The 20,235-nt window shown below is 62.4% G+C and carries 19 protein-coding genes; 8 read left to right on the top strand and 11 right to left on the bottom strand.

Annotated features, from left to right (window positions below; genetic code table 11):
• Positions 1–88: 88 nt before the first annotated feature.
• The 4 genes from rplI to rpsF all read right to left on the bottom strand — a co-directional run bounded on the left by rplI (position 89) and on the right by rpsF (position 2,563).
• A complete protein-coding gene (gene rplI, locus AC4P1R_RS03665) occupies positions 89–664 on the bottom strand; it encodes a 50S ribosomal protein L9 (protein ID WP_069460596.1) in 576 nt (191 codons plus the stop codon).
• Positions 665–699: 35 nt separating this feature from the next.
• Positions 700–1,653 (bottom strand): YybS family protein, encoded by a 954-nt coding sequence (locus tag AC4P1R_RS03670; protein ID WP_069460597.1) that lies wholly within the window; start codon positions 1,651–1,653, stop codon positions 700–702.
• A 191-nt stretch (positions 1,654–1,844) separates the two neighbouring features.
• Positions 1,845–2,093, bottom strand: a complete 249-nt coding sequence (gene rpsR, locus AC4P1R_RS03675) for a 30S ribosomal protein S18 (protein ID WP_012707461.1) — start codon at positions 2,091–2,093, stop codon at positions 1,845–1,847.
• 26 nt (positions 2,094–2,119) lie between these two features.
• Positions 2,120–2,563 carry a 30S ribosomal protein S6 gene (gene rpsF, locus AC4P1R_RS03680; protein ID WP_069460598.1) on the bottom strand — a complete coding sequence of 148 codons (444 nt, stop codon included), beginning with the start codon at positions 2,561–2,563 and terminating at the stop codon, positions 2,120–2,122.
• A 375-nt stretch (positions 2,564–2,938) separates the two neighbouring features.
• Between rpsF and AC4P1R_RS03685 the strand changes: the two genes are divergently transcribed.
• Positions 2,939–3,271: a four-helix bundle copper-binding protein gene (locus AC4P1R_RS03685; protein WP_069460599.1), complete on the top strand. Its 333-nt coding sequence runs from the start codon at positions 2,939–2,941 to the stop codon at positions 3,269–3,271.
• A 15-nt stretch (positions 3,272–3,286) separates the two neighbouring features.
• Here the strand turns inward: AC4P1R_RS03685 and AC4P1R_RS03690 are convergent, their stop codons facing one another.
• Complete coding sequence (locus AC4P1R_RS03690; RefSeq protein WP_069460600.1) at positions 3,287–4,330, bottom strand: aldo/keto reductase; 1,044 nt, start codon at positions 4,328–4,330, stop codon at positions 3,287–3,289.
• A gap of 363 nt (positions 4,331–4,693) precedes the next feature.
• On the opposite strand from AC4P1R_RS03690, the gene fabD reads away from it, so the two are divergent.
• The 7 genes from fabD to gmk all read left to right on the top strand — a co-directional run bounded on the left by fabD (position 4,694) and on the right by gmk (position 11,894).
• The gene (gene fabD, locus AC4P1R_RS03695; RefSeq protein WP_069460845.1) at positions 4,694–5,638 is read left to right on the top strand and encodes an ACP S-malonyltransferase; all 945 of its coding nucleotides are present in this window, start codon (positions 4,694–4,696) and stop codon (positions 5,636–5,638) included.
• A 26-nt stretch (positions 5,639–5,664) separates the two neighbouring features.
• On the top strand, positions 5,665–6,402 hold the full coding sequence (gene fabG, locus AC4P1R_RS03700) for a 3-oxoacyl-[acyl-carrier-protein] reductase (RefSeq protein ID WP_069460601.1): 738 nt from the start codon (positions 5,665–5,667) through the stop codon (positions 6,400–6,402).
• A gap of 312 nt (positions 6,403–6,714) precedes the next feature.
• Positions 6,715–6,951, top strand: a complete 237-nt coding sequence (locus AC4P1R_RS03705; RefSeq protein ID WP_003531676.1) for an acyl carrier protein — start codon at positions 6,715–6,717, stop codon at positions 6,949–6,951.
• A 223-nt stretch (positions 6,952–7,174) separates the two neighbouring features.
• Complete coding sequence (fabF, locus tag AC4P1R_RS03710; protein WP_069460602.1) at positions 7,175–8,440, top strand: beta-ketoacyl-ACP synthase II; 1,266 nt, start codon at positions 7,175–7,177, stop codon at positions 8,438–8,440.
• 347 nt (positions 8,441–8,787) lie between these two features.
• Positions 8,788–9,975 carry an endolytic transglycosylase MltG gene (gene mltG, locus AC4P1R_RS03715; protein ID WP_069460846.1) on the top strand — a complete coding sequence of 396 codons (1,188 nt, stop codon included), beginning with the start codon at positions 8,788–8,790 and terminating at the stop codon, positions 9,973–9,975.
• A gap of 368 nt (positions 9,976–10,343) precedes the next feature.
• On the top strand, positions 10,344–11,231 hold the full coding sequence (locus tag AC4P1R_RS03720) for a YicC/YloC family endoribonuclease (RefSeq protein WP_069460847.1): 888 nt from the start codon (positions 10,344–10,346) through the stop codon (positions 11,229–11,231).
• Positions 11,232–11,234: 3 nt separating this feature from the next.
• On the top strand, positions 11,235–11,894 hold the full coding sequence (gene gmk, locus AC4P1R_RS03725) for a guanylate kinase (protein ID WP_069460603.1): 660 nt from the start codon (positions 11,235–11,237) through the stop codon (positions 11,892–11,894).
• Between the two features lie 260 nt (positions 11,895–12,154).
• Here gmk and rsmA read toward each other — a convergent pair whose 3' ends face one another.
• From rsmA to lptF, 6 genes are all read right to left on the bottom strand, one after another.
• A complete protein-coding gene (gene rsmA, locus AC4P1R_RS03730; RefSeq protein ID WP_069460604.1) occupies positions 12,155–12,979 on the bottom strand; it encodes a 16S rRNA (adenine(1518)-N(6)/adenine(1519)-N(6))-dimethyltransferase RsmA in 825 nt (274 codons plus the stop codon).
• Complete coding sequence (pdxA, locus tag AC4P1R_RS03735; protein WP_069460605.1) at positions 12,979–14,007, bottom strand: 4-hydroxythreonine-4-phosphate dehydrogenase PdxA; 1,029 nt, start codon at positions 14,005–14,007, stop codon at positions 12,979–12,981. The genes rsmA and pdxA overlap by 1 nt, the downstream gene beginning before the upstream one ends.
• A 9-nt stretch (positions 14,008–14,016) precedes the next feature.
• Positions 14,017–14,958, bottom strand: coding sequence for a peptidylprolyl isomerase (locus AC4P1R_RS03740; protein WP_069460848.1), 942 nt, complete (start codon positions 14,956–14,958; stop codon positions 14,017–14,019).
• Between the two features lie 303 nt (positions 14,959–15,261).
• Positions 15,262–17,610 carry an LPS-assembly protein LptD gene (locus tag AC4P1R_RS03745; protein WP_069460606.1) on the bottom strand — a complete coding sequence of 783 codons (2,349 nt, stop codon included), beginning with the start codon at positions 17,608–17,610 and terminating at the stop codon, positions 15,262–15,264.
• Entirely contained in the window at positions 17,610–18,692 is a 1,083-nt protein-coding gene (lptG, locus tag AC4P1R_RS03750) for an LPS export ABC transporter permease LptG (protein WP_069460607.1), read from the bottom strand. The genes AC4P1R_RS03745 and lptG overlap by 1 nt, the downstream gene beginning before the upstream one ends.
• Positions 18,689–19,858 carry an LPS export ABC transporter permease LptF gene (gene lptF, locus AC4P1R_RS03755; RefSeq protein ID WP_069460608.1) on the bottom strand — a complete coding sequence of 390 codons (1,170 nt, stop codon included), beginning with the start codon at positions 19,856–19,858 and terminating at the stop codon, positions 18,689–18,691. Before lptF ends, lptG begins: the two co-directional genes overlap by 4 nt.
• Positions 19,859–20,235: the final 377 nt, after the last annotated feature.

Here is a 20,235-nt window from a genome sequence, read left to right on the forward strand (position 1 = left end):
CGAGTGGTTAGGTCGACCTGCCCGGGAAAGAAAAAACCCGGACCACAAGGGGTCCGGGTTTCTCCTGAATCAGTTCTTTCGCTGGCGCTTATTCTTCTTCGCCTTCGAACTCGGCTTCCGGGTTGAAGAAGTCTTCCGGCTTCAGCGCGTCCTCGTCGACGCCGTAGATCGCCTCGGCGGAGGTCAGGCTTTCGCCCTTGGCCTGACGCTCGGCTTCTTCGGCAGAGCGGGCGACGTTGATTTCGATGACTGCATCGACTTCGCCATGCAGGTGCAGCGTAACCTTATGGACACCGATAGCCTTGATCGGCTGGTTGAGGTTCACCTGGTTGCGGTTGATGTTGAAACCTTCTGCAGCCAGGGCTTCAATGATGTCGCGAGCGGCAACCGAGCCGTAAAGCTGGCCGGTTTCGCCAGCGGAACGGACGATGACGAAGGACTTGCCGTCGAGCGTTTCGGCAACCTTCTGGGCTTCCGACTTGCGCTCCAGATTGCGGGCTTCAAGCGTTGCGCGCTCTGCTTCGAAGCGGGCCTTGTTGGCAGCATTGGCGCGCAGCGCCTTGCCGAGCGGCAGCAGGTAGTTGCGGGCGAACCCGTCGCGAACCTTCACGGTTTCGCCCATCTGGCCGAGCTTGGCGATGCGTTCGAGAAGAATGACTTCCATGATTTCGTTCCTTTCAGTTTGGCATTGTTCGTTGTTTAGCTTTTTCCCGTCGGCGTAACCGCGATGGTGCGTCGAGTGTCGGTCAATCCGAAGAGAAGGAAGAAGAGCGCCGGAAGCGTGAACACGAATACCGACAGATAGGCGATCCACAGCACGGGCAGCCGCCATGCCCTGCCGCGCGTGCGGTAGTGGAAGGAGGCAAAGCCCGAAAGCAGAAAGCCCGCACCGAAGGTGCCGCAAACGAGGGCGCCGATCGTCGCGGGCGCGCCGCCGATGAAGGCGAGGACGAGCCCTGCGAGAAAGATGAAGATGGCGTTGCGATGCATGCGCAGCGTGGAGGGGATATCTTCCCGCGGCCGCACGGAGCGACCGGACATCTGCACGATACGGATTGCAAGATAGTAGGCCGAAAACAGCATCATCACCCAGACGGCCCCTTGCACGAGCGGGAGCGCCAGCGTGAATATTGCCTTCAACTGGGCGACGGAGGCAGCGTCCGGATTGTAGAGCGGCTCCTGCGCCTTCACCGCCTCGATCAGCATATCGACCATGAGGTCGGAGACGCTCGCATCATAGCCGACGATGTAGCCGACAATGATCATGCCGATGGTGACGAGGCCCGCGAGATGGCTGAGGATGTCTGAAAGCGGATACCAGGCGAGGGCGCTCTCCGGTCCGCCGATCTCGCTGGCCGGGCGGGCGAGATTGGCGAGATGGCTGAGCCAGCCCGCGGGAATAAGGGTCACGACCAGGATTAGAAGCGCGAAATAGGGGGACGCGAGGCTTGCTGCCGTCACGCTAGCGGCGGCAATGGCGGCAATGGCGGCGGCGTTGCCCCAGCCGAGCCCGGCGATCAGGATCGGCAGCGCGGAAGCGGCATAGAGGACAATGGCAAAGGACGACTGCGTATTCGCGCCCATCGACAGAAGGGCGGCGGTAATGCCGGCGAGCGCGCCGACGATCAGCGATGTCCTGTTCCAGTTCTGCACGTTCGCTGTCCTGCTTCAACGCAGTTAGGGGCGACTGTTCGCGTGCCCCAACATGGGATTTGGCGTCTACCGCCGGTTCCGATCCGCGCCCACCGCGGAAGGGAGAGGGCAGGGCTTCATCCGAGATGAAGAGCCCTGCCCAAGGGATTTGAACTTCCGTTGAGTCAGGCGATCAACGGAGAGTCATGGCCTTACGACACGACGTAGGGCAGCAGGCCGAGGAAGCGTGCGCGCTTGATCGCCTGGGCGAGTTCGCGCTGCTTCTTCTGGGAAACGGCGGTGATGCGGGACGGAACGATCTTGCCGCGCTCGGAAATGTAGCGCTGCAGGAGGCGGACGTCCTTGTAGTCGATCCGCGGAGCGTTTGCGCCCGAGAAGGGGCAGGTCTTGCGGCGACGGTGGAACGGGCGGCGTACCGGAGCGGAAGAAACTTCAGCCATTGTCATCTATCTCCTTCGGCTTCTGATTACGCGCGGTCTTCACGCGGACGGCGCGGGCGGTCTTCGCGGTCACCACGGTCGGAACGGGGACCACGGTCGCCCCCGTCGCGGGGGCCACGGCCTTCGCCGCGCGGACGATCGTCGCGGTCGCGCTTCTGCATCATCGCGGACGGGCCCTCTTCGTGCTTCTCGACGGCGATCGTCATATAGCGCAGCACGTCTTCGTTGATGCGCATCTGGCGCTCGACTTCGTGGACTGCCGGCGCCGGAGCATCGATGTCCATGAGGACGTAGTGAGCCTTGCGGTTCTTCTTGATGCGGTAGGTGAGGGACTTCAGGCCCCAGTTCTCGACGCGACCGACCTTGCCGCCATTCGCTTCGATTACGCCCTTGTACTGTTCGACGAGGGCGTCGACCTGCTGCGGCGTGATGTCCTGCCGTGCAAGGAATACGTGTTCATAAAGAGCCATTGTGGCTTGCCTTTCTTGCGTTAATCAGCCCGGGCCTCGGCGGCTAAGCCTCAACGACTGTTCTTATTGGCTGCGACGAGCCGGCAAGAAAGTGTTGTATCGAGACGGTCGAGAGCGGAGACACGGGAGGCCGGAATATCTCTATATTCCTAGCGGCCTCCAAGGCGGAAGCCGGCCCTCCGTTCAGCCACCAGCCAGAAGACCGGGCGTTTCGAACAGCGCGCTTATACGGATTTTCCGGACAAATGCAAGGCGCGATCGCAAGAACTTGCCGGACGTGCGGCCATTCGGCGCGCTCAGATGGGGAGATTGGGGAACATACGCCTGCCGTCCTTGTTTTGCCTCCTGCAACACCGCAAGCAGCAGGAGACGAAGATGAGCCATATCGACCCCAAGGTGCAGGAATGCATCGACAAGTGCCTCGCCTGCTACAGTGCCTGCCTCTCGACGGCGATGGGCCATTGCCTGGAAACGGGCGGCAAGCACACCGAGCCGTCGCATTTCCGGTTGATGATGGCCTGCGCGGAAGTTTGCCGGACCGCGGCGCATTTCATGCTGGTCGGGACGCGCCATCACCGGCACATCTGCGCCGAATGCGCGGAGATCTGCGCCGAATGCGCGACCGATTGCGAACGCATCGGCGACATGCAGGGTTGCGTCGACGCCTGCCGGCGTTGCGCGGAAAGCTGCCGCTTGATGGCTGCCTGAGAGGGGCGATCCCGATCAGATCGGCGCCGGATAGAGCCGATGCAGACGGCGAATGCCGTTCATGACGTCCTGTGAGAGCGTAATCTCGGCGGCGCCGATATCGGTCTTCAGCTGTGCAATCGATGTGGCGCCGATGATGGCCGAGGCCAGGAACGGTCGCGTCAGGCAGAAAGCGAGCGCCATCTGCGCCGGATCGAGACCCTGTTCCCGCGCGAGCGCCACATAGGCTGCAACGGCGGGTTCCTGGTGCGGCGTGAAGCGGCCGCCGAGATCGCCGTTGATCGACAGGCGCGATCCGGCGGGCTTCGCCCCGTCGAGATACTTTCCGGTCAGGAGGCCGGCTGCGAGCGGCGAATAGGCGAGCAGCCCGACATCCTCATGGTGCGACAGTTCGGCCAGGTCGAGGTCGTAGCTGCGATAAAGTAGGTTGTATTCGTTCTGGATCGTCGCCACGCGTGGAAGGCCATGTTGCTCGGCGAGGTCGAGCATCTTCATCGTGCCCCAGGCCGTATCGTTCGAAAGCCCGACGGAGCGAACCTTTCCGGCCCTCACGAGTTCGCCGAGCTTGTCGAGAATTGCCTTTAGATCGGCGGCGACATGCGCCTTGTCCTGTTTCGATGGATCGTAGGACCACGCATTGCGGAAATGATAGTGGCCGCGGTTCGGCCAGTGAATCTGATAGAGATCGACGTAGTCGGTCTTCAGCCGTTTGAGGCTGGCATTGATCGCCTGGTCGATGCCCTCCGGGGTGATCGCTCCCCCATTGCGGATATAGGAGCGGCCGGAGCCTGCGACCTTGGTCGCGAGCACCACATCGTCGCGCCGCCGCCGCTTTGTCAGCCACTCGCCGACGATGCGTTCGGTATTGCCATAGGTCTCGGGCGAAAGCGGCGTCGTAGGGTAGAGTTCTGCTGTGTCGATGAAATTCACGCCGAGCTCGAAGGCGTAGTCGAGCTGTGCATGGGCCTCTGTCGGCGTGTTCTGCGAGCCCCAGGTCATCGTCCCGAGGCAGATCTCGGAAACCTTGATGCCGGTGCGGCCGAGTGTGTTGTAGCGCATGAGGTGACGTTCCTTGGTCGTGGCGGGCCTTGGTCGTGGCGGGCGCGCGCCGGCGGGAGGGTTGGCGCGCCGCCTCAATGCAGGATGATGCCTGCAGCCCGAGTATAGATGGTGCGCGGCAGCAATGACGAAGGCAAACTTACGTCTTGATTGACGAAGTTCAAGGGCAAAAGCCAAGGAGAGGCTGATGAAGACGGCGCCGCGCGCTTGACTCGCCGGTCAGGAATGTGAATGGAGAGGGGAAAACAGCAGGCGGGTCGGAAGCGGAGGATGTCTTCGCCGGTGTTCCGTTTGAACCACGGGATCGATCGAGGCGGGCCGGATCGCTCCGCCCTGAAACGATCATGGGAAGAGGCACTCCTGATGAGCATTGCATTCACGTTCCCCGGTCAGGGCAGCCAGGCTGTCGGCATGGGCAAGGATCTGGCGGAAGCTTTCCCGGAAGCGGCCGCCGTCTTTGCCGAAGTCGATGAAGCGCTTGGCGAGAAGCTTTCCGAGATCATGTGGAACGGGCCCGAAGAGGCGCTCACGCTAACCGCCAATGCGCAGCCGGCGCTGATGGCGGTCTCGCTCGCCGTCATCCGTGTCCTCGAGGCAAAAGGGCTCGATCTGAAGAGCAAGGTCTCGTTCGTCGCCGGTCATTCGCTCGGCGAGTACTCGGCCCTTTGTGCCGCCGGGACCTTTTCCCTCGCCGATACGGCGCGACTCTTGCGCATTCGCGGCAATGCCATGCAGGCGGCCGTTCCGGTCGGGAAGGGCGCGATGGCGGCGATCATCGGCCTCGAGCACGATGATGTCGAGGCGGTCTGTCGTGAGGCCGCGTCGATCGGCGCATGCCAGATCGCCAACGACAATGGCGGCGGGCAGTTGGTGATCTCCGGCGAGAGGCCGGCGGTCGAAAGAGCGGCGGCGCTTGCTTCGGAAAAGGGTGCCAAGCGGGCCTTGATGCTGCCGGTCTCGGCGCCCTTCCATTCCGCCCTGATGGCACCCGCCGCCGAAGCCATGCGCGAGGCGCTCTCCAAGGTCGAAATGCGCAATCCAGCCGTGCCGGTCGTGGCGAACGTGCGCGCTGCCCCAGTCGGCGATGCCGAGAAGATCGCGCGGCTGCTCGTGGAGCAGGTGACTGGGCAGGTGCGCTGGCGCGAGACGGTGCAATGGTTCGCCGCCAATGGCGTCGCGACGCTTTACGAGATCGGCTCGGGCAAGGTGCTGACGGGGCTTGCCCGGCGGATCGACAAGAATGTCACCGGCATCGCGGTCAATACGCCCGCCGATATCGACGCGGCGCTTGCCGCCCTCGTGGCCTGAGCGCCGCAATCACAAGGGAGAAATCCATGTTCGATCTTTCCGGCCGCAAGGCCCTCGTAACCGGCGCGTCCGGTGGTATTGGCGAGGAAATCGCCCGCTTGCTGCATGCCCAAGGCGTCACCGTCGGCCTGCACGGCACGCGCGTGGAGAAGCTCGAGGCATTGGCGAACTCGCTCGGCGAGCGGGTCCATGTCTTCCCCGCGAACCTCTCCGCCAGGAGCGAAGTCAAGGCGCTTGGCGAAAAGGCGGAGGTCGAACTCGGCGGCGTCGACATCCTCGTCAACAATGCCGGCATCACCAAGGACGGACTTTTCGTTCGTATGAGCGACGAGGACTGGGACAATGTTCTGGAGGTCAACCTGACGTCCGTGTTCCGCCTGACGCGGGAACTGACCCATCCCATGATGCGCCGCCGCTTCGGCCGCATCATCAACATCACCTCCGTCGTCGGCGTCACCGGCAACCCGGGCCAAGCCAATTATTGCGCGTCGAAGGCGGGCATGATCGGCTTCTCCAAATCGCTTGCCCAGGAAATTGCCACCCGCAACGTCACCGTGAACTGCGTCGCGCCGGGCTTCATCGAAAGCGCCATGACCGGCAAGCTGAACGAGAAGCAGAAGGAAGGCATCATGGCGGCCATCCCGATGCGACGCATGGGGAGCGGCGCGGAGGTGGCCTCCGCCGTCGTCTATCTCGCCTCCAATGAGGCGAGCTACGTCACCGGCCAAACCATCCACGTCAATGGCGGCATGGCAATGATCTGATCCCGTGTTCCCGTGGCTGGTTTTCGCGACACCCAGCCGGCCGTCTGAACCGAGGCCAAATGCCTGAAATTCAATGTTGAGCAAGCGAATGTCAGGCATTTTCCGACTTTGCGACAGACTTAAACCGTGTTAATCGGGCCATGACTGTGCGCAGTCGACCGGTCCGGTCGGGTCGTCCGGCAGCTTCGCTGCCACGGTTTTCCGCAGTGTCGGTTGAATGGATTGCCCGGTGGCCCATCTTGGTCTATCAGGCGTGAATTGAATACCGGCGCCATTGGCGCCGCAGAGAAACGAAGGTCGAGGAACTCCGACATGAGCGATATCGCAGAACGCGTGAAGAAAATTGTTATTGATCATCTTGGCGTCGACGCCGAAAAGGTCAGCGAAGGCGCAAGCTTCATCGATGACCTCGGCGCGGACTCGCTCGACACGGTCGAACTGGTCATGGCATTCGAAGAAGAATTCGGTGTCGAGATCCCGGACGACGCTGCGGACTCGATCCTGACCGTCGGCGACGCCGTCAAGTTCATCGAGAAGGCTCAGGCCTGATTGCATTTCGCGGCCAAAGCCGCTTGACGGGCCGCCTTTCTCGCGGCCCGCTCAGCCCTGGGGAGGTGGGCTGGCCCGCGTCTGCCGCGGGTAGCGATCAGCAAAGCGTTCCCGCCTTTCCCTATGAACGTCGTCACAAGATTTGCAGCGGAGGCATGGGTCGGGGCGTCGCAGGCGGTCCGGTCCGGCACTGGAATCGAACAGTCAGGGTGGATCACGGTTTATGAGACGTGTCGTTATCACCGGTACCGGCATGGTATCGCCTCTGGGTTGCGGAACCGAGGTTAGCTGGTCGCGTCTTCTTGCCGGCGGCAACGCGGCGCGCAAGGTCACGGAATTCGAGGTTGAGGATCTCCCCGCCAAGATCGCATGCCGTATCCCGTTCGGCGACGGTGCCGACGGCACCTTCAATGCCGACGACTGGATGGAGCCGAAGGAGCAGCGCAAGGTCGATCCCTTCATCGTCTATGCGATGGCGGCCGCGGACATGGCGCTGGCCGATGCGGGCTGGAAGCCGGAAAGCGATGAAGACCAGATCGCGACCGGCGTTCTGATCGGTTCCGGGATCGGCGGCCTGGAAGGGATCGTCGAGGGCGGCTACACCTTGCGCGACAGGGGTCCCCGCCGGCTATCGCCCTTTTTCATTCCGGGCCGTCTGATCAATCTTGCCTCTGGCCAGGTCTCCATTCGCCACCGGTTGCGCGGCCCCAATCATTCCGTCGTCACGGCGTGCTCGACCGGCGCGCATGCGATTGGCGATGCAAGCCGGCTGATTGCGCTCGGCGATGCCGACGTGATGGTGGCAGGCGGAACCGAATCGCCGATTTGCCGCATTTCACTGGCGGGCTTTGCCGCCTGCAAGGCGCTCTCGACCCAGCACAACGACAGCCCGCAAAAAGCGTCGCGGCCATATGATGCGGATCGCGACGGCTTCGTCATGGGTGAAGGCGCCGGCGTCGTCGTTCTGGAAGAACTCGATCATGCAAAGGCCCGCGGCGCCAAGATCTATGCCGAGGTGGTCGGCTATGGCCTCTCCGGCGATGCCTTCCACATCACCGCGCCTTCGGAGGATGGTGATGGTGCCTATCGCTGCATGCAGATGGCGCTGAAGCGCGCGGGGATCACGGCCGCCGATGTCGACTACATCAACGCGCACGGCACGTCGACCATGGCCGACACGATCGAACTCGGCGCCGTCGAGCGACTGGTCGGCGACAGCGCGTCGAAAATATCCATGTCTTCGACGAAGTCGGCCATCGGGCATCTGCTCGGGGCTGCGGGCGCGGTCGAGGCGATTTTTTCGGCGCTGGCGATTCGCGACAATGTCGCACCGCCCACGCTCAATCTCGACAATCCGTCCGTCGAGACCAAGATTGATCTGGTGCCGCACGTCGCCCGCAAGCGCGAGATCAATGTTGCCCTGTCGAATTCTTTCGGTTTCGGCGGCACGAACGCATCTCTGGTTCTGCGCCGCTACACGGGCGATTGATGCTGCGCTCTCGGTGTGACAGCGCGTTGCCCGCGCTGTCGAGCCCGGTCCCGCCGCCGAATGTCCTGCTTTTTGCCGCAATGCTCGCTAAAACCTGTCGGCGAAGGGCTTGGCAGGGGGAATGCGGGCGACGTTCCGTGCGCATGCCGCTCTCGAGGGCGGGAGTCATCGTTGACGGGGAACCGGCCGGCTTCATCGCCACGCGGTGGCGATGTTCGCGCAAGGCACGGCTGACAATTGTAGGATACCCATTGCCCTGACACATTCATGCGTGCCGCCGGTCCAGGCCGAAATTCGCGCCGGCGGGCTGCTTGATCGAAGGAGCGAATTTCGGATTCGGGATCATCGTGAGCGACTCAAACGAGAACAGAGCGGCGCAGTTCGGCCGCAATGAGAGCGGGAGCAACGGGCCGATCATTCCGAAGTCGGCCAGCGAGGCGCTGCGACCGGAAAAGGTGCCGCAGCCGCCGAAGCGTTCGCGAAAGGCCCGCAGCCAAGTCGTGATCTTCTTGAACTTCATGATGACTGTCGTCGTCCTAGTGGCACTGGCGGCGGCCGGCGCCGTCTATTACGCCATGCACGAATATGAAAAGCCGGGTCCGCTCGAGGCGAACAGGAATTTCATCGTGCGCAGCGGTGCCGGCATACAGGAAATCGCCAATGGCCTGGAGCGCAACGACATCATCACCGATAGCCGCGTGTTCCGCTTTGTCTCCGAGGCCTATCTGGACGATGACACGCTGAAGGCCGGCGAATACGAGATCAAGGCCCATGCTTCGATGCAGGAGATCATGCAGCTCCTGAAGTCAGGCAAGTCGATCCTCTATTCGGTCTCGCTGCCGGAGGGCCTGACGGTCAAGCAGATGTTCCGCAAGCTCGCCGATGATCCGGTTCTCGTAGGCGAGCTCCCGAGCGAACTGCCGCCGGAGGGGTCGCTTAAGCCGGATACCTACAAGTTCATGCGCGGTACGCAACGCAACGAAATCATCGAGCAGATGATCGCCGCGCAGAAAGCCATGGTCGAGCAGATCTGGAGCAAACGCGATCCCGACCTGCCGATTTCAACGATCGAGGAATTCGTCACCCTTGCCTCGATCGTCGAAAAGGAAACGGGACGTGCCGACGAGCGGCCGCGGGTCGCGTCGGTATTCATCAACCGGCTCGAAAAAGGGATGCGGCTGCAATCGGACCCGACGATCATCTACGGCATCTTCGGGGGAGAGGGCAAACCTGCGGATCGGGCGATCCTGAAATCGGATCTCGACAAGGACACGCCCTACAACACCTATGTCATCAAGGGGCTGCCGCCGACACCGATCGCCAATCCCGGCCGGGCCGCTCTCGAAGCGGTCGCCAATCCGTCGCGCACGCCCGAACTCTATTTCGTCGCTGACGGGACGGGCGGGCACGTCTTCGCTGAAACGCTCGAGGAGCACAACGCCAATGTTCGGCGGTGGCGAAAGCTCGAAGCTGAAAAGGCGGCGGAGGCGGCGAAGGCCGCCGCGGAGGCAGCACCCGCGGTTGAGGCGCAGTAGAAACGAGCCCGTGCGCCATCGGCGCGACCATTTGGACCGTTCTCGCAGCGTCTTCGCCTTTATTTCTGTGCATAAGCCAGGCTATGGCGGAGGAGAGCATTGCTCCACCGCAACCGCCAGACAGCGGCTGTTGTCGCGTGCAGTGACGTCCTGAAGGACGCACAAAGGACGCTGTATTGTGGACGATCGGCAGGCGGCGCGGTTATCCCTTGCGGGATGCTGCGCCGCCGACCTATTGCTGCTGCTACCGCGTGTCTTCTTGAATCGAGTTTGATTTACGGACAAAGACATGCCGCAATTCAAAGTGCTACAGCGATCTTTGCGCGTCGAATGAGACGCGGGGCACTGTAGGAACGATGGAGGATGACATGCCGCTCCAATCGATGACCGGCTTTGCCAGAAAAGAGGGGAGCAGCGGGCGCTTTCGCTGGGCGTGGGAATTGCGCTCGGTCAATGGCAAAGGGCTCGACGTGCGGCTGCGCCTGCCGCCCGGTCTGGAGCGACTGGAGCCGGACTGTCGGCGCCTCGCCGCACAGTATTTTTCGCGCGGCAACCTGCAGATCGCCCTGTCGCTTGCGAGTAGCGAGACGGCGATCGAGGCCGTGGTCAATCACGAAGCGCTGGCGGCAGTGCTGAAGTTGCGGGAGCAGATCGGCGACCGGGTCGATCCGGCGCCGCTTCGGTTCGACACGCTGCTGACAATCCGCGGCATCATCGACTTTCGCGAGCCGGAAGAGAGCGAGAGCGAGCGTGAGGCCCGCGATGCGGACATCCTTTCCGGCCTGGATCAGGCGCTCGCCGACCTGAAAAGCATGCGGGAAAAGGAGGGAAGCGCACTCGGACAGATTCTTTCCGCCCAGGTGGACCGCATCGAGCAGCTGAGGGCCACGGTGGAGAACGATCCGTCGCGCAGCCCGCAGGCCATTGCCGACCGGCTGGCGCAGCAATTGGCGCTGGTGATGGAGAATTCGTCCTCGCTTGACCGCGAAAGGCTGCATGCCGAGGTCGCCTTACTCGCTACCAGGGCTGATCTCCGCGAAGAAATCGATCGTCTGGGTGCCCACGTCGCCGCCGCGCGCGACCTCCTGGCGAGGGGCGGACCGGTCGGGCGCAAGCTCGATTTCCTTGCACAGGAATTTAACCGCGAATCGAATACGATCTGTTCGAAGTCGAACGCCGCCGCTGTTTCGGCTGCCGGTATCGAATTGAAGGTGGTCATCGACCAGTTCCGCGAACAGGTTCAGAACTTGGAGTAAGACATGAAATCGGCGACCCCTTCGCCCATCAAGATTGCCCGTCGCGGATTGATGCTCGTGATATCGTCCCCGTCGGGTGCCGGAAAATCGACGATCGCGCGCAATCTCCTCGAGGCGGATCCGGAACTCAGCATTTCGGTGAGCGTGACGACGCGGGCGCGCCGGCCGAGCGAGATCGAGGGGCGCCACTATTTCTTCAAGTCCGTCCGGGAATTCGAAGCATTGAAGGCGACGGATTCGCTGCTTGAATGGGCCGAAGTGCACGGAAACTACTACGGCACGCCGCGCGACGCCGTCGAGACGGCCATGGCCGAGGGCCGTGATATGCTCTTCGACATTGACTGGCAGGGAGCCCAGCAGCTTCAGGAGAAGATGGCTGGCGACGTGGTTTCGATTTTCATTCTGCCGCCGACCATGGCCGAACTGCAGTCGCGCCTGCATCGGCGCGCCGAAGACACCGAGGAAGTCATCGCCACCCGGCTCGCCAATTCGCGCGCTGAGATCGAGCACTGGCGAGAGTACGATTATATCGTCGTGAACGACGACCTCGACCGCGCCTTTTCTGCAGTCCGCTCGATCATCGAGGCCGAACGGCTGCGTCGCGACCGTCGACCCGGACTGTTCGAATTCGTCAATGGGCTTCTGACGGAGAATCCTTTCTGACTTCTCTGGGCTATTCGGCGAGCGTCGGGAAAGCGGGAAGGGGGCGATGCCCCCTCTGCCCTGCCGGGCATCTCCCCCACAAGGGGGGGAGATCGGCCAGAAGCACAGCCGAGCCAGTATCAACATCGCGTGTGCGAATGCGGAAGACCGGAACCCAGCTATCTGGGGCGAGAGATCGCCACTTGCCGATCTCTCCCCTTGTGGGGGAGATGGCCGGCAGGCCAGAGGGGGTGCTTCGCTGTGTCCGTTCCAGATACCGCTCAAAGGCAATTGGCCAGACGGCAGAATTCTTCGACCGTCAGCGTTTCGGCGCGGCGTTGCGGGTCGATGCCCGCCTTGGCAAGCAGTGCCTCGCCGCCGAGCGGCTTAAGGCTTTGCCGCAGCATCTTGCGACGCTGGCCGAAGGCCGCATGGGTCACTCTCTCGAGTGATTTAACCGGGCAGGGGATCGGATTTTCGATCGGCTCCAAGTGCACGACCGTGGAGGTCACCTTCGGTGGCGGCGTGAAGGCCTGGGGCGGCACGTCGAATGCCAGCCGCGCCTTCGTCCGCCAGCCGCAGAGAACGCCCAGGCGGCCGTAATGATCGTCATCCGCACTTGCGACGATCCGCAGGCCCACCTCACGCTGAAACATCAGGGTCAGCGACTGCCAGAAGGACGGCCAGCGCTTCGGCAACAGCCAATTGACCAGGAGCTGGGTACCGACGTTATAGGGCAGGTTGGCGATGATGCGCGTCGGGCCGTCGGCGAGCGTTTCAAAGTCGATCTTCAGGGCGTCGGCCTCGATCACCTCCAGACGGTCAGGATAATGGGCGCCAATTTCCGCGAGCGCCGGCAGGCAACGGGGGTCGCGTTCGATTGCGACGACCTTCTTCGCACCAAGCGCCAGGATCGCGCGCGTCAGCCCGCCAGGGCCGGGGCCGACTTCAATAACGGTCACGTCCTCGAGTGGACCGGCCGTGCGGGCGATCTTCTGGGTGAGATTGAGGTCGAGCAGGAAGTTCTGCCCGAGCGCCTTTTTTGCGTCCAATCCATGGCGGTGGATGACGTCTCGAAGGGGCGGCAGGCCGTCGAGCGCCGCCATCAGCGAAAAGCTCCCGCCGTGTTGGCGGCGAGTTCCGCCGCCAGGCGCAATGCGGCGATCAGACTGTGCGCGCGTGCTATTCCTTTGCCGGCGATGCCGAATGCGGTGCCGTGGTCTGGCGACGTCCTGATGAAGGGCAGGCCGAGCGTGACATTGACGCTGTCGTCAAAGCCGAGCGCCTTGGCGGGGATCAGCGCCTGGTCGTGATACATGCAGATGGCGACGTCAAAGGTTTCCCTGGCGCGGTCGTGGAACATGGTGTCGGCCGGAAGCGGGCCTGCGACATCCAGTCCCTCGGTGCGGAGCCGGTCGATGACGGGACGGATGATTGCATCGTCCTCGAGACCGAGCGCTCCGCCTTCGCCCGCATGCGGGTTGAGGCCGGCAATCGCGAGGCGAGGCGCCGCCACGCCGAAGCGGCGCTTGAGATCGCCGGCCGTGATCACGGAAGTCTTGTAGATGAGGTCTGGGGTCAGGGCAGCCGGCACCTCCTTGAGCGGAATATGAATGGTCACGGGCACAGCGCGCAGTTTCGGTCCGGCGAGCATCATCACCGGCAGGGTGGGCGCACCCGTCGCCTTCTCCGCGAGGTCGGCGAGATATTCGGTATGGCCGGGGAAGCGGAATCCCGCCTCATAGAGGACGGCCTTGGCGATCGGGTTGGTCGTCACGGCGGTGGCTTCGCCGCTCATTACCAGCCGGACGGCGGTATCGATCGCCCCGGTGACGGTGACGGCGTTCTCCGGGTTGGGTTGGCCGGCAACGACGGCGGCGGGGCAGCGGATCGGCAGGACGGGGAGCGCGTCAGCGAAGGCCACGGCCGCACCCGCGCAATCGGTCTCCCTGATCTGAACGGTCTCTCCGAGGGCCTTGGCACGCTCGGAGAGCACCGCCGGGTCACCGATGAAAAGGAAAGGGGGGATCTCTTGCGACCGCCGGAGCGCCCATGTGGAAAGGGTGATGTCCGGGCCGATACCGGCCGGATCGCCCATCGTCAGGGCGATCGGACCGTCGCTCGTCTCGTTCATGACCGGCCGTTACTTGTTGATGATCTGCGCCTTGGCGCGCAGTTCTTCGAGATATTTGGCGCTGTTCGGATCCTCGCTGCCCGTTTTCTTGCCGAGATCCTCGGCGCGGAAGACGATTTCGGCGGCAGTGTCGTCATTGACCTGGCGCTTTTTGCAGATCGCCAGATATTCGACGCCCTTTTCCGTGACGCGCGTGCCCGTGGTCATCCCGTCGCCCGCTTTCTCGACGAGCGGCTTCCATTCCTCCGGCAGTTGCTGCGCGAGCACCCGACCAAGACTGCGGATCGACACGTCGCGGTAGTTCGCTGCGAAGGCCTTCGAGCTGTCGCAACCGGGAAATTTGGAGCGCGAGGCGTTCGCTTCCGCCTGCCGCTTACCGGTGATCGCGCCGCGCTTCGATTCCGGAATGACGAAGATGACCTGTTGCAGGAAATATTCCGTCGTCACCGGCTTGTCGCCGCCCGCTTCCATCATGCGCTTGACGAGGTCGCCACCGGAAAGACGATTGGCGCTGCCATAGCGGAAGTTCACGAGACGCGGCCAACTCATCTGAACGGCGATATATTGCTTGAAGTGCTCTACCCCGACGCCCGCCTGTTCGAGGATTTTGCCGAGCTGTTCGGTCGAGAGCTTGTTGCCCGCGGCAAAACGCGCGTAGGCGGCATCGACCTCCTGGGTGCTGACCGACTGCTGGACCCGGGCAATTTCGCCCCGCTTGAGGACCTCGTCAATCAGCTGCTTTTTCGCTTCGGCGGCTCCGCCGCTCTGGTGCTGAAGACGAAGGAAAGCTGTGCGCTTGGCAATGTCGCCCGAGGTGATCACGACATTGTTGACGATCACCTTGACCTCGCTTGCCGCCCTGGCGACCGTGGCGGCCGAAAAGCTCAATGCTCCGGCAATCGCCAGTGCCGAAAGTGCCCCCACGATCGAGAATTTCCCACCCATCATCATTCCTTGCCCGTTCCGCGCTCCAGCGTGAGCGACCTTCCGCGGCCGCGCTCTCCCATATTTGGTGGCAAATGCATAATACATGCGGCCAAACGATGACAAGAGCGCATGAATGGCCGAAGAGCGATCTTTGAGCGCTGCTTCCGCCTCTTCCCATCGGAGCAGGATGCCGGTGGTGAGGCCGAGGTCTGAACGCATGGCGCTCCACGAGCCCGCGCACTACAGACACATCTGCGGAGACTGCCTGGCGCACCGGCCACGAGAATCGACCGTTGCGCCTCCGAAAAGACGCACGGCGCCGTAACGTCAGAAATAGTCGAGTTCGTCGACCGTGGTATCGCCCACATTGATATCGCCGAGCGTGCGGAAGCTGATCCGCGCGCCGATCGACCAGTCGTTGGCAAGCGAGTTGTCCGTATCGCGCTCCTGCCTGTAGACGATCGAGAACAGCGTGTCCTGATCGTCATAGGTGATGCCGAAACCATTGCGCGATATGACGCCTTGGTTGATGTCATAGGTCACCGCGCCGAAAACCGACCAGTAGTCGTGGAAGCGATAGGCGGCTGCCGTCTGCACTTCGTCCTGATCGGACGAGGACCCGTAGAGTGGCTGCGCCTCGATGCGCGTATAGGTCAGGGCTGCCTGCCAGGTCAGGCCGAGATAGCCGACGGTCGCGTCCGCGCGGCGCAGGTTGAAACTCTCTTCGTCCAGTCGGCCGGAAAGGCTCGCCATCAGGCCGGACGGCGCGTCGACGCCGAGCATCGCGACATAGTCGGAGCGATCGGTTTCGAGGCCCGAATCCGAGCCGGCCTTGACAAGATCGTCGGTTGCGAAGGAGTTGAGGCCGGCAAGGTGGAAGGACTGGCCGGCACTGGCGCGCAGGCCATAGCCGCTGTCGAAGGTGCCGGTATAGCGCAGGCCGATATTGGCGCGCGTTCCGCCCTCGATCCGGTCGTAGCCCGAGTATTTGTCGCGTTCGAAAAGATTGGTGGCGTCGAAGACAAAGCTCTGGGCGTCCTCGTTCGGCAAGCCGCCCGCGTATTGTTCGTCCGGGCGCACATAGATCTGCCCGATCGGCTCCAGAATATGGCTGCTGCTCTCGCCCGCAAAGAGCATCGGATAACGCGCCTCGAGGCCGGCCGTCAGCATGCGCCGCGTAAGCGCGTCACTGTTGGTGAACTCGCCGGTATAGCCGGCAGGGTCGTCCATGTTGACGCCGATGGCGTCGCCGCGCGCCGCCAGCAGCGGCGTCAGGACGAGCCCGCCGGGCGCGATGAATGTCCGCTTCCATTCGACTTCCGCTGTCAGCCGGTGCGACGTGCCTTCAAGGCCGGGAAAGCGCAGGACGCCGAACCCGGCAGTGTCCACGTCCAGTCGGTTGCGCCTTACGTTTGTCAGGTTGACGTCGGCATTGAGCTCTCCGCCCAGCACCGGTTCCGGCGCGGTGTAGGAATAGTCGAGGACCTGCGCGACCGGTTGCTGGTTTTCCGCCAGGCTGTCCGGGTCTGCGTCCTGGATGTCGAAATAAAAGGCGCGCAGATCGAAATAGTTGCGCCTGCCGAGGCCGGTCAGATAGGCCTGGTTGATATAGGTGGTGCCGTCGAAGGTCGACAGGTCGTAGGTCTTGGCGAAGTTGTTGTCCGTCTGCACGAGGACGTCCCAGCCGAAGGTCCAGCGAGGATTGACCTCGAATCGGCCTCTGGATGCGACCATTGCGCGGTTCGTTTCAAGGGCATCGACGGTACCCGGCGTGAATCGGTCGCGGTTCATCTGGCTTATGCCGGCGACGTTCAGCGTGTGCAGGCCGTTGTGGAATTGCTGGCGAAATTCGCCTTCGAGCAAAAAGCCCTGGCGCGTCAGGCCCGTTGCGGTGACCGTGGCATCCATATAGGGCGAGATCGCCCAATAATAGGGCACGCTGACGCCGGCGCCGAGTTTCTGCGTGTAGCTGAAATGAGGAAACAGGAAGCCGCTCTTGCGCTTGACCGTGTGGTCGGGGATTTCCATCACCGGAATATAGGCGATCGGCTTGCCGAAGAGCTCGAAATAGGCGTTTTCAAGCCGGATCGTATGGGTGCGGCCGTTCTGGATGACGCGCTCGGCCTTGATATGCCACAGCGAGCGATGCTCGGGCTTGGTCGCGCAGGGCGTGCAGGCGGTGTAGACGGCCTTGTTCAGGATGAACTGATCGCCGCTGCGCCGCTCGCCGGTCTCGGCCGCGAGCCTGGTGAGATCCGTCGTCTCGATCCTGAGCGCCTCGACGATACCGTTGGCGAAATCGTCCGTCACGTCCATTCGTTCGGCATAGACGATGTTGCCGTCCGGCTCGATCAGTTGGATATCGCCGGTCGCCACGATGCGGCCGGACCTCTGGTCGTATTCGACTTGGCGGGCGACCATCTTGTAGCCGCCATATTCGATCTGGACGTTGCCGCGCACGGTCACTGTTTCCGCGTCGCGATTGTAGACGAGTTCGTTGGCCGTCAACAGCATCTTGGCGTCGGCGGGGATGTTCGGCTGCAGCGAATCGAGCCGCGTTCCTGTGTCCTGCGCCATGGCTGGCGCATTCATTCCGATGGCAAGGGCATACAGCGCCACGCCTGCAAGCAGGGCGGCATTGATCAAATCCATACGTTCGCGGTTGCCTGCCGCCACTAGCCATCCTCCTGATGCAACAGAATCGTCGAGCCCAGCGCCATCGCTACAACAACTGGCAACCAGGCTGCAACGAACGGAGGCACAATACCGCTGCTCCCGAATGCTTTTACAAGCACGGTGACGACATAAAGCACGAAGCCTGAGAGGATTCCACCGAGAATCACCGCGCGAGATTGGTTGAACCGGCTAAATTTCAGGGACACGCATGCGGCGATCAGCGTCATCGCAACGAGAAGCAGCGGCAGGGACAAAAGCGAGTGAAGCTGCGTCTCCATGCCTTTCGTCGAAAATCCAAAGGAACGAGCGATCTCAATCTTTCGCGGAAGGTCGAAAAACTGAATGGAATCAGCCTTTGCGAGGCGTTCCTGTACGAATTCCGGTTTCAGATTGGTACGAAGTCGTGCTGTTTCCAAACGCCGGGGCAACTGCCCATTCCCGGTTTCGGTGACGCCGTTAAGAAGCCAGTAACCGTCTTCGAGTTTCGCCGACTTCGCATCCTGCCTGAGAATGATCGTTCCCTGTGGATCAAAGTGGATGACGGTGACGTTTATGAGCTCCGTGCCGCCGTTCTGGACGGACCGGGCGCCGATGATCGTGTCGGTACCTTCATAGATCTGCCTCAGCCACGGAATCGAGTTCGTTTGTGCCGCGCGGGACGACCCCCATTCGGCCTCCAGCGCCTCGGCTCTCTTAGCGCCCCAGGCGGCAAGCGGGTTGAGCGCGATCACGGCCAGCACGCCGAACAGAAACGAGCCGAGCACGAATGGCCTCAGGAACTGCCACACGGAAATGCCTGCCGCCCGGGTGACGACCAGCTCGTAACGGCGGTTGAGCGAAATCAGCGCCGCCATCGCAGCAAATAGCGCGACGAAGGGAATGGTCTGCTGCAGAATCATCGGAATGCGGAATGTCGTCATCACCAGCGCACCGGCGACCGAATAATGTGGCAGGTTGGACATGCGGGTGGCGAGTTCGCTGAAGTCGATGATAAAAATCAGCGTGAAGATCCCGATCAGGAACCAGAACGTCGTAACGACGTAACGCCTGAAGAAATAGCGGCCGAGCGTGTTGAGAATCATGATGCCTGCCCGGCGTCAGCGCCGGCCCGCGAGTGCCGGATCCGGGCTATTAGGTCGGAGAGCTTGTCGTGCCACGATGTCGGTATGTACAGTCGGCGATTGCTTGCGAGCTGGCGGATGGCCAGTGCGCCGGTCATGAGTGGGACGAGATACATGAGCGGCACGAACCAGACGGAATCTTCCGCACTGTTGGCCGCATAGAAGGTCATCCAGCGGATGATCAGGGCGGCCCCGACCGCGCTGATCGTCGGATGCACCCGGGCTTCGCGATGGGAGCGGGCATCGCTGCTGATGACGAGCGCGATCAGGCCGAAAAGAAGGGGGTAGCTCCATTCGGTGAAGCGCCGGTGGAGTTCCGCGGTGAAGACAAGCGGGGTCCTCTTCAAGGCAGGATCTTCCGGGTCCGGTTTCACAAGATAGAATAGGTCGCGGTCCTTGGGCCGGATGTTCGCCTCGCCCGCCGACTTCGTCATGTCCGTGAGGTCGAAGGCGTAGGAGTCGAACTTGATCACCGATACGCCGCCCTCCGGCAGTTTGCGGTGAACCTCGCCATCCTTCATCACCAGCGCCGAGCTCTTCTCGTCCACCGCGCCCTCGCGTGCGTAATAGACGAGTTCGAAATTCGGATTGCGTGAATCGGCGACGAAGATGCCGTGCAGCACACCGCCGCTGCGCCGGGCGCCTACCTGGACGTAGAGCCCGTCCGTGATCTTGCGGAAGGAATTCTCCTGTACCACGGACGACAGCAGGTCGGCATGCGCGGTCGCGATCATCTTGCGGACGGCGACGCGCGAATAGGGCTCGACGAAGTTGTCGATGGCAAAGGAAAGGACACTCAGCCCGGCCGCGAGATAGAGCACCGGCCGGATGATCGACATGCGCGAGCTGCCGGCGGCGCTGAGCACGGTCAGCTCCGAATCGCTGTTCATCGCACTCAGCGTCTGCGTCACGCCGATCACGAGCGCGAAGGGCAGGATGATCGGGACGACAGACGGCAGGATCAGCGTCGCGAGCTTCAGAAAGGCCAGCACCGACTGGCCGCTGTCGGTCACGAGATTGACATTGGCAAGCGCTTGCGTGGTCCAGACGATTCCGAGCAGCGGCAGGAGCGTTGCGAGGAACATGATCGCCGCGCGCCGGAAAATGTAGCGTTCGATCAGCTTCATAGACGATTCCGGTCAACATCCTGCTAAAGATCACGGCCCGCAAATAGGCATCGCGATCGTTTCCAACAAGCGGTGCGAAATGCGTGTGCCCGCCATTCCACCCGCCGCCCTGCCGTCCGCGCGAATCGCCACTGGCGCTGCCCGGCCGGACCGGTTCTCGTTCCTGCGTTGCAAACCAGAATCTGGAACAACAGGGATAATATATGGCGAAGAACTGCGGTTAAGCGCATGTAAACATGTGCGGCCATCTTGCCAAGCGATTCAAAAGCGAGAAGGGTACCCGCCACGGTTTTGCTCGTGGCCGATATTGCGAATGTCGCCCGCTGTAGCTGCCCGGTAACAGACCGGGCGCCTCCCAATCAGAAGTGTCCGGAGTC

It is taken from the genome of Sinorhizobium sp. Y406, assembly GCF_058732025.1.

Coding starts and splice junctions, on each gene's coding strand:
- rplI (WP_069460596.1), bottom strand. CDS start 664: ATGGAAGTCATTCTTCTCGAACGCATCGCCAAGCTCGGCCAGATGGGC.
- rpsR (WP_012707461.1), bottom strand. CDS start 2,093: ATGGCTGAAGTTTCTTCCGCTCCGGTACGCCGCCCGTTCCACCGTCGC.
- rpsF (WP_069460598.1), bottom strand. CDS start 2,563: ATGGCTCTTTATGAACACGTATTCCTTGCACGGCAGGACATCACGCCG.
- AC4P1R_RS03685 (WP_069460599.1), top strand. CDS start 2,939: ATGAGCCATATCGACCCCAAGGTGCAGGAATGCATCGACAAGTGCCTC.
- AC4P1R_RS03690 (WP_069460600.1), bottom strand. CDS start 4,330: ATGCGCTACAACACACTCGGCCGCACCGGCATCAAGGTTTCCGAGATC.
- fabD (WP_069460845.1), top strand. CDS start 4,694: ATGAGCATTGCATTCACGTTCCCCGGTCAGGGCAGCCAGGCTGTCGGC.
- fabG (WP_069460601.1), top strand. CDS start 5,665: ATGTTCGATCTTTCCGGCCGCAAGGCCCTCGTAACCGGCGCGTCCGGT.
- AC4P1R_RS03705 (WP_003531676.1), top strand. CDS start 6,715: ATGAGCGATATCGCAGAACGCGTGAAGAAAATTGTTATTGATCATCTT.
- fabF (WP_069460602.1), top strand. CDS start 7,175: ATGAGACGTGTCGTTATCACCGGTACCGGCATGGTATCGCCTCTGGGT.
- AC4P1R_RS03720 (WP_069460847.1), top strand. CDS start 10,344: ATGCCGCTCCAATCGATGACCGGCTTTGCCAGAAAAGAGGGGAGCAGC.
- gmk (WP_069460603.1), top strand. CDS start 11,235: ATGAAATCGGCGACCCCTTCGCCCATCAAGATTGCCCGTCGCGGATTG.
- rsmA (WP_069460604.1), bottom strand. CDS start 12,979: ATGGCGGCGCTCGACGGCCTGCCGCCCCTTCGAGACGTCATCCACCGC.
- pdxA (WP_069460605.1), bottom strand. CDS start 14,007: ATGAACGAGACGAGCGACGGTCCGATCGCCCTGACGATGGGCGATCCG.
- AC4P1R_RS03740 (WP_069460848.1), bottom strand. CDS start 14,958: ATGATGATGGGTGGGAAATTCTCGATCGTGGGGGCACTTTCGGCACTG.
- lptG (WP_069460607.1), bottom strand. CDS start 18,692: ATGATTCTCAACACGCTCGGCCGCTATTTCTTCAGGCGTTACGTCGTT.
- lptF (WP_069460608.1), bottom strand. CDS start 19,858: ATGAAGCTGATCGAACGCTACATTTTCCGGCGCGCGGCGATCATGTTC.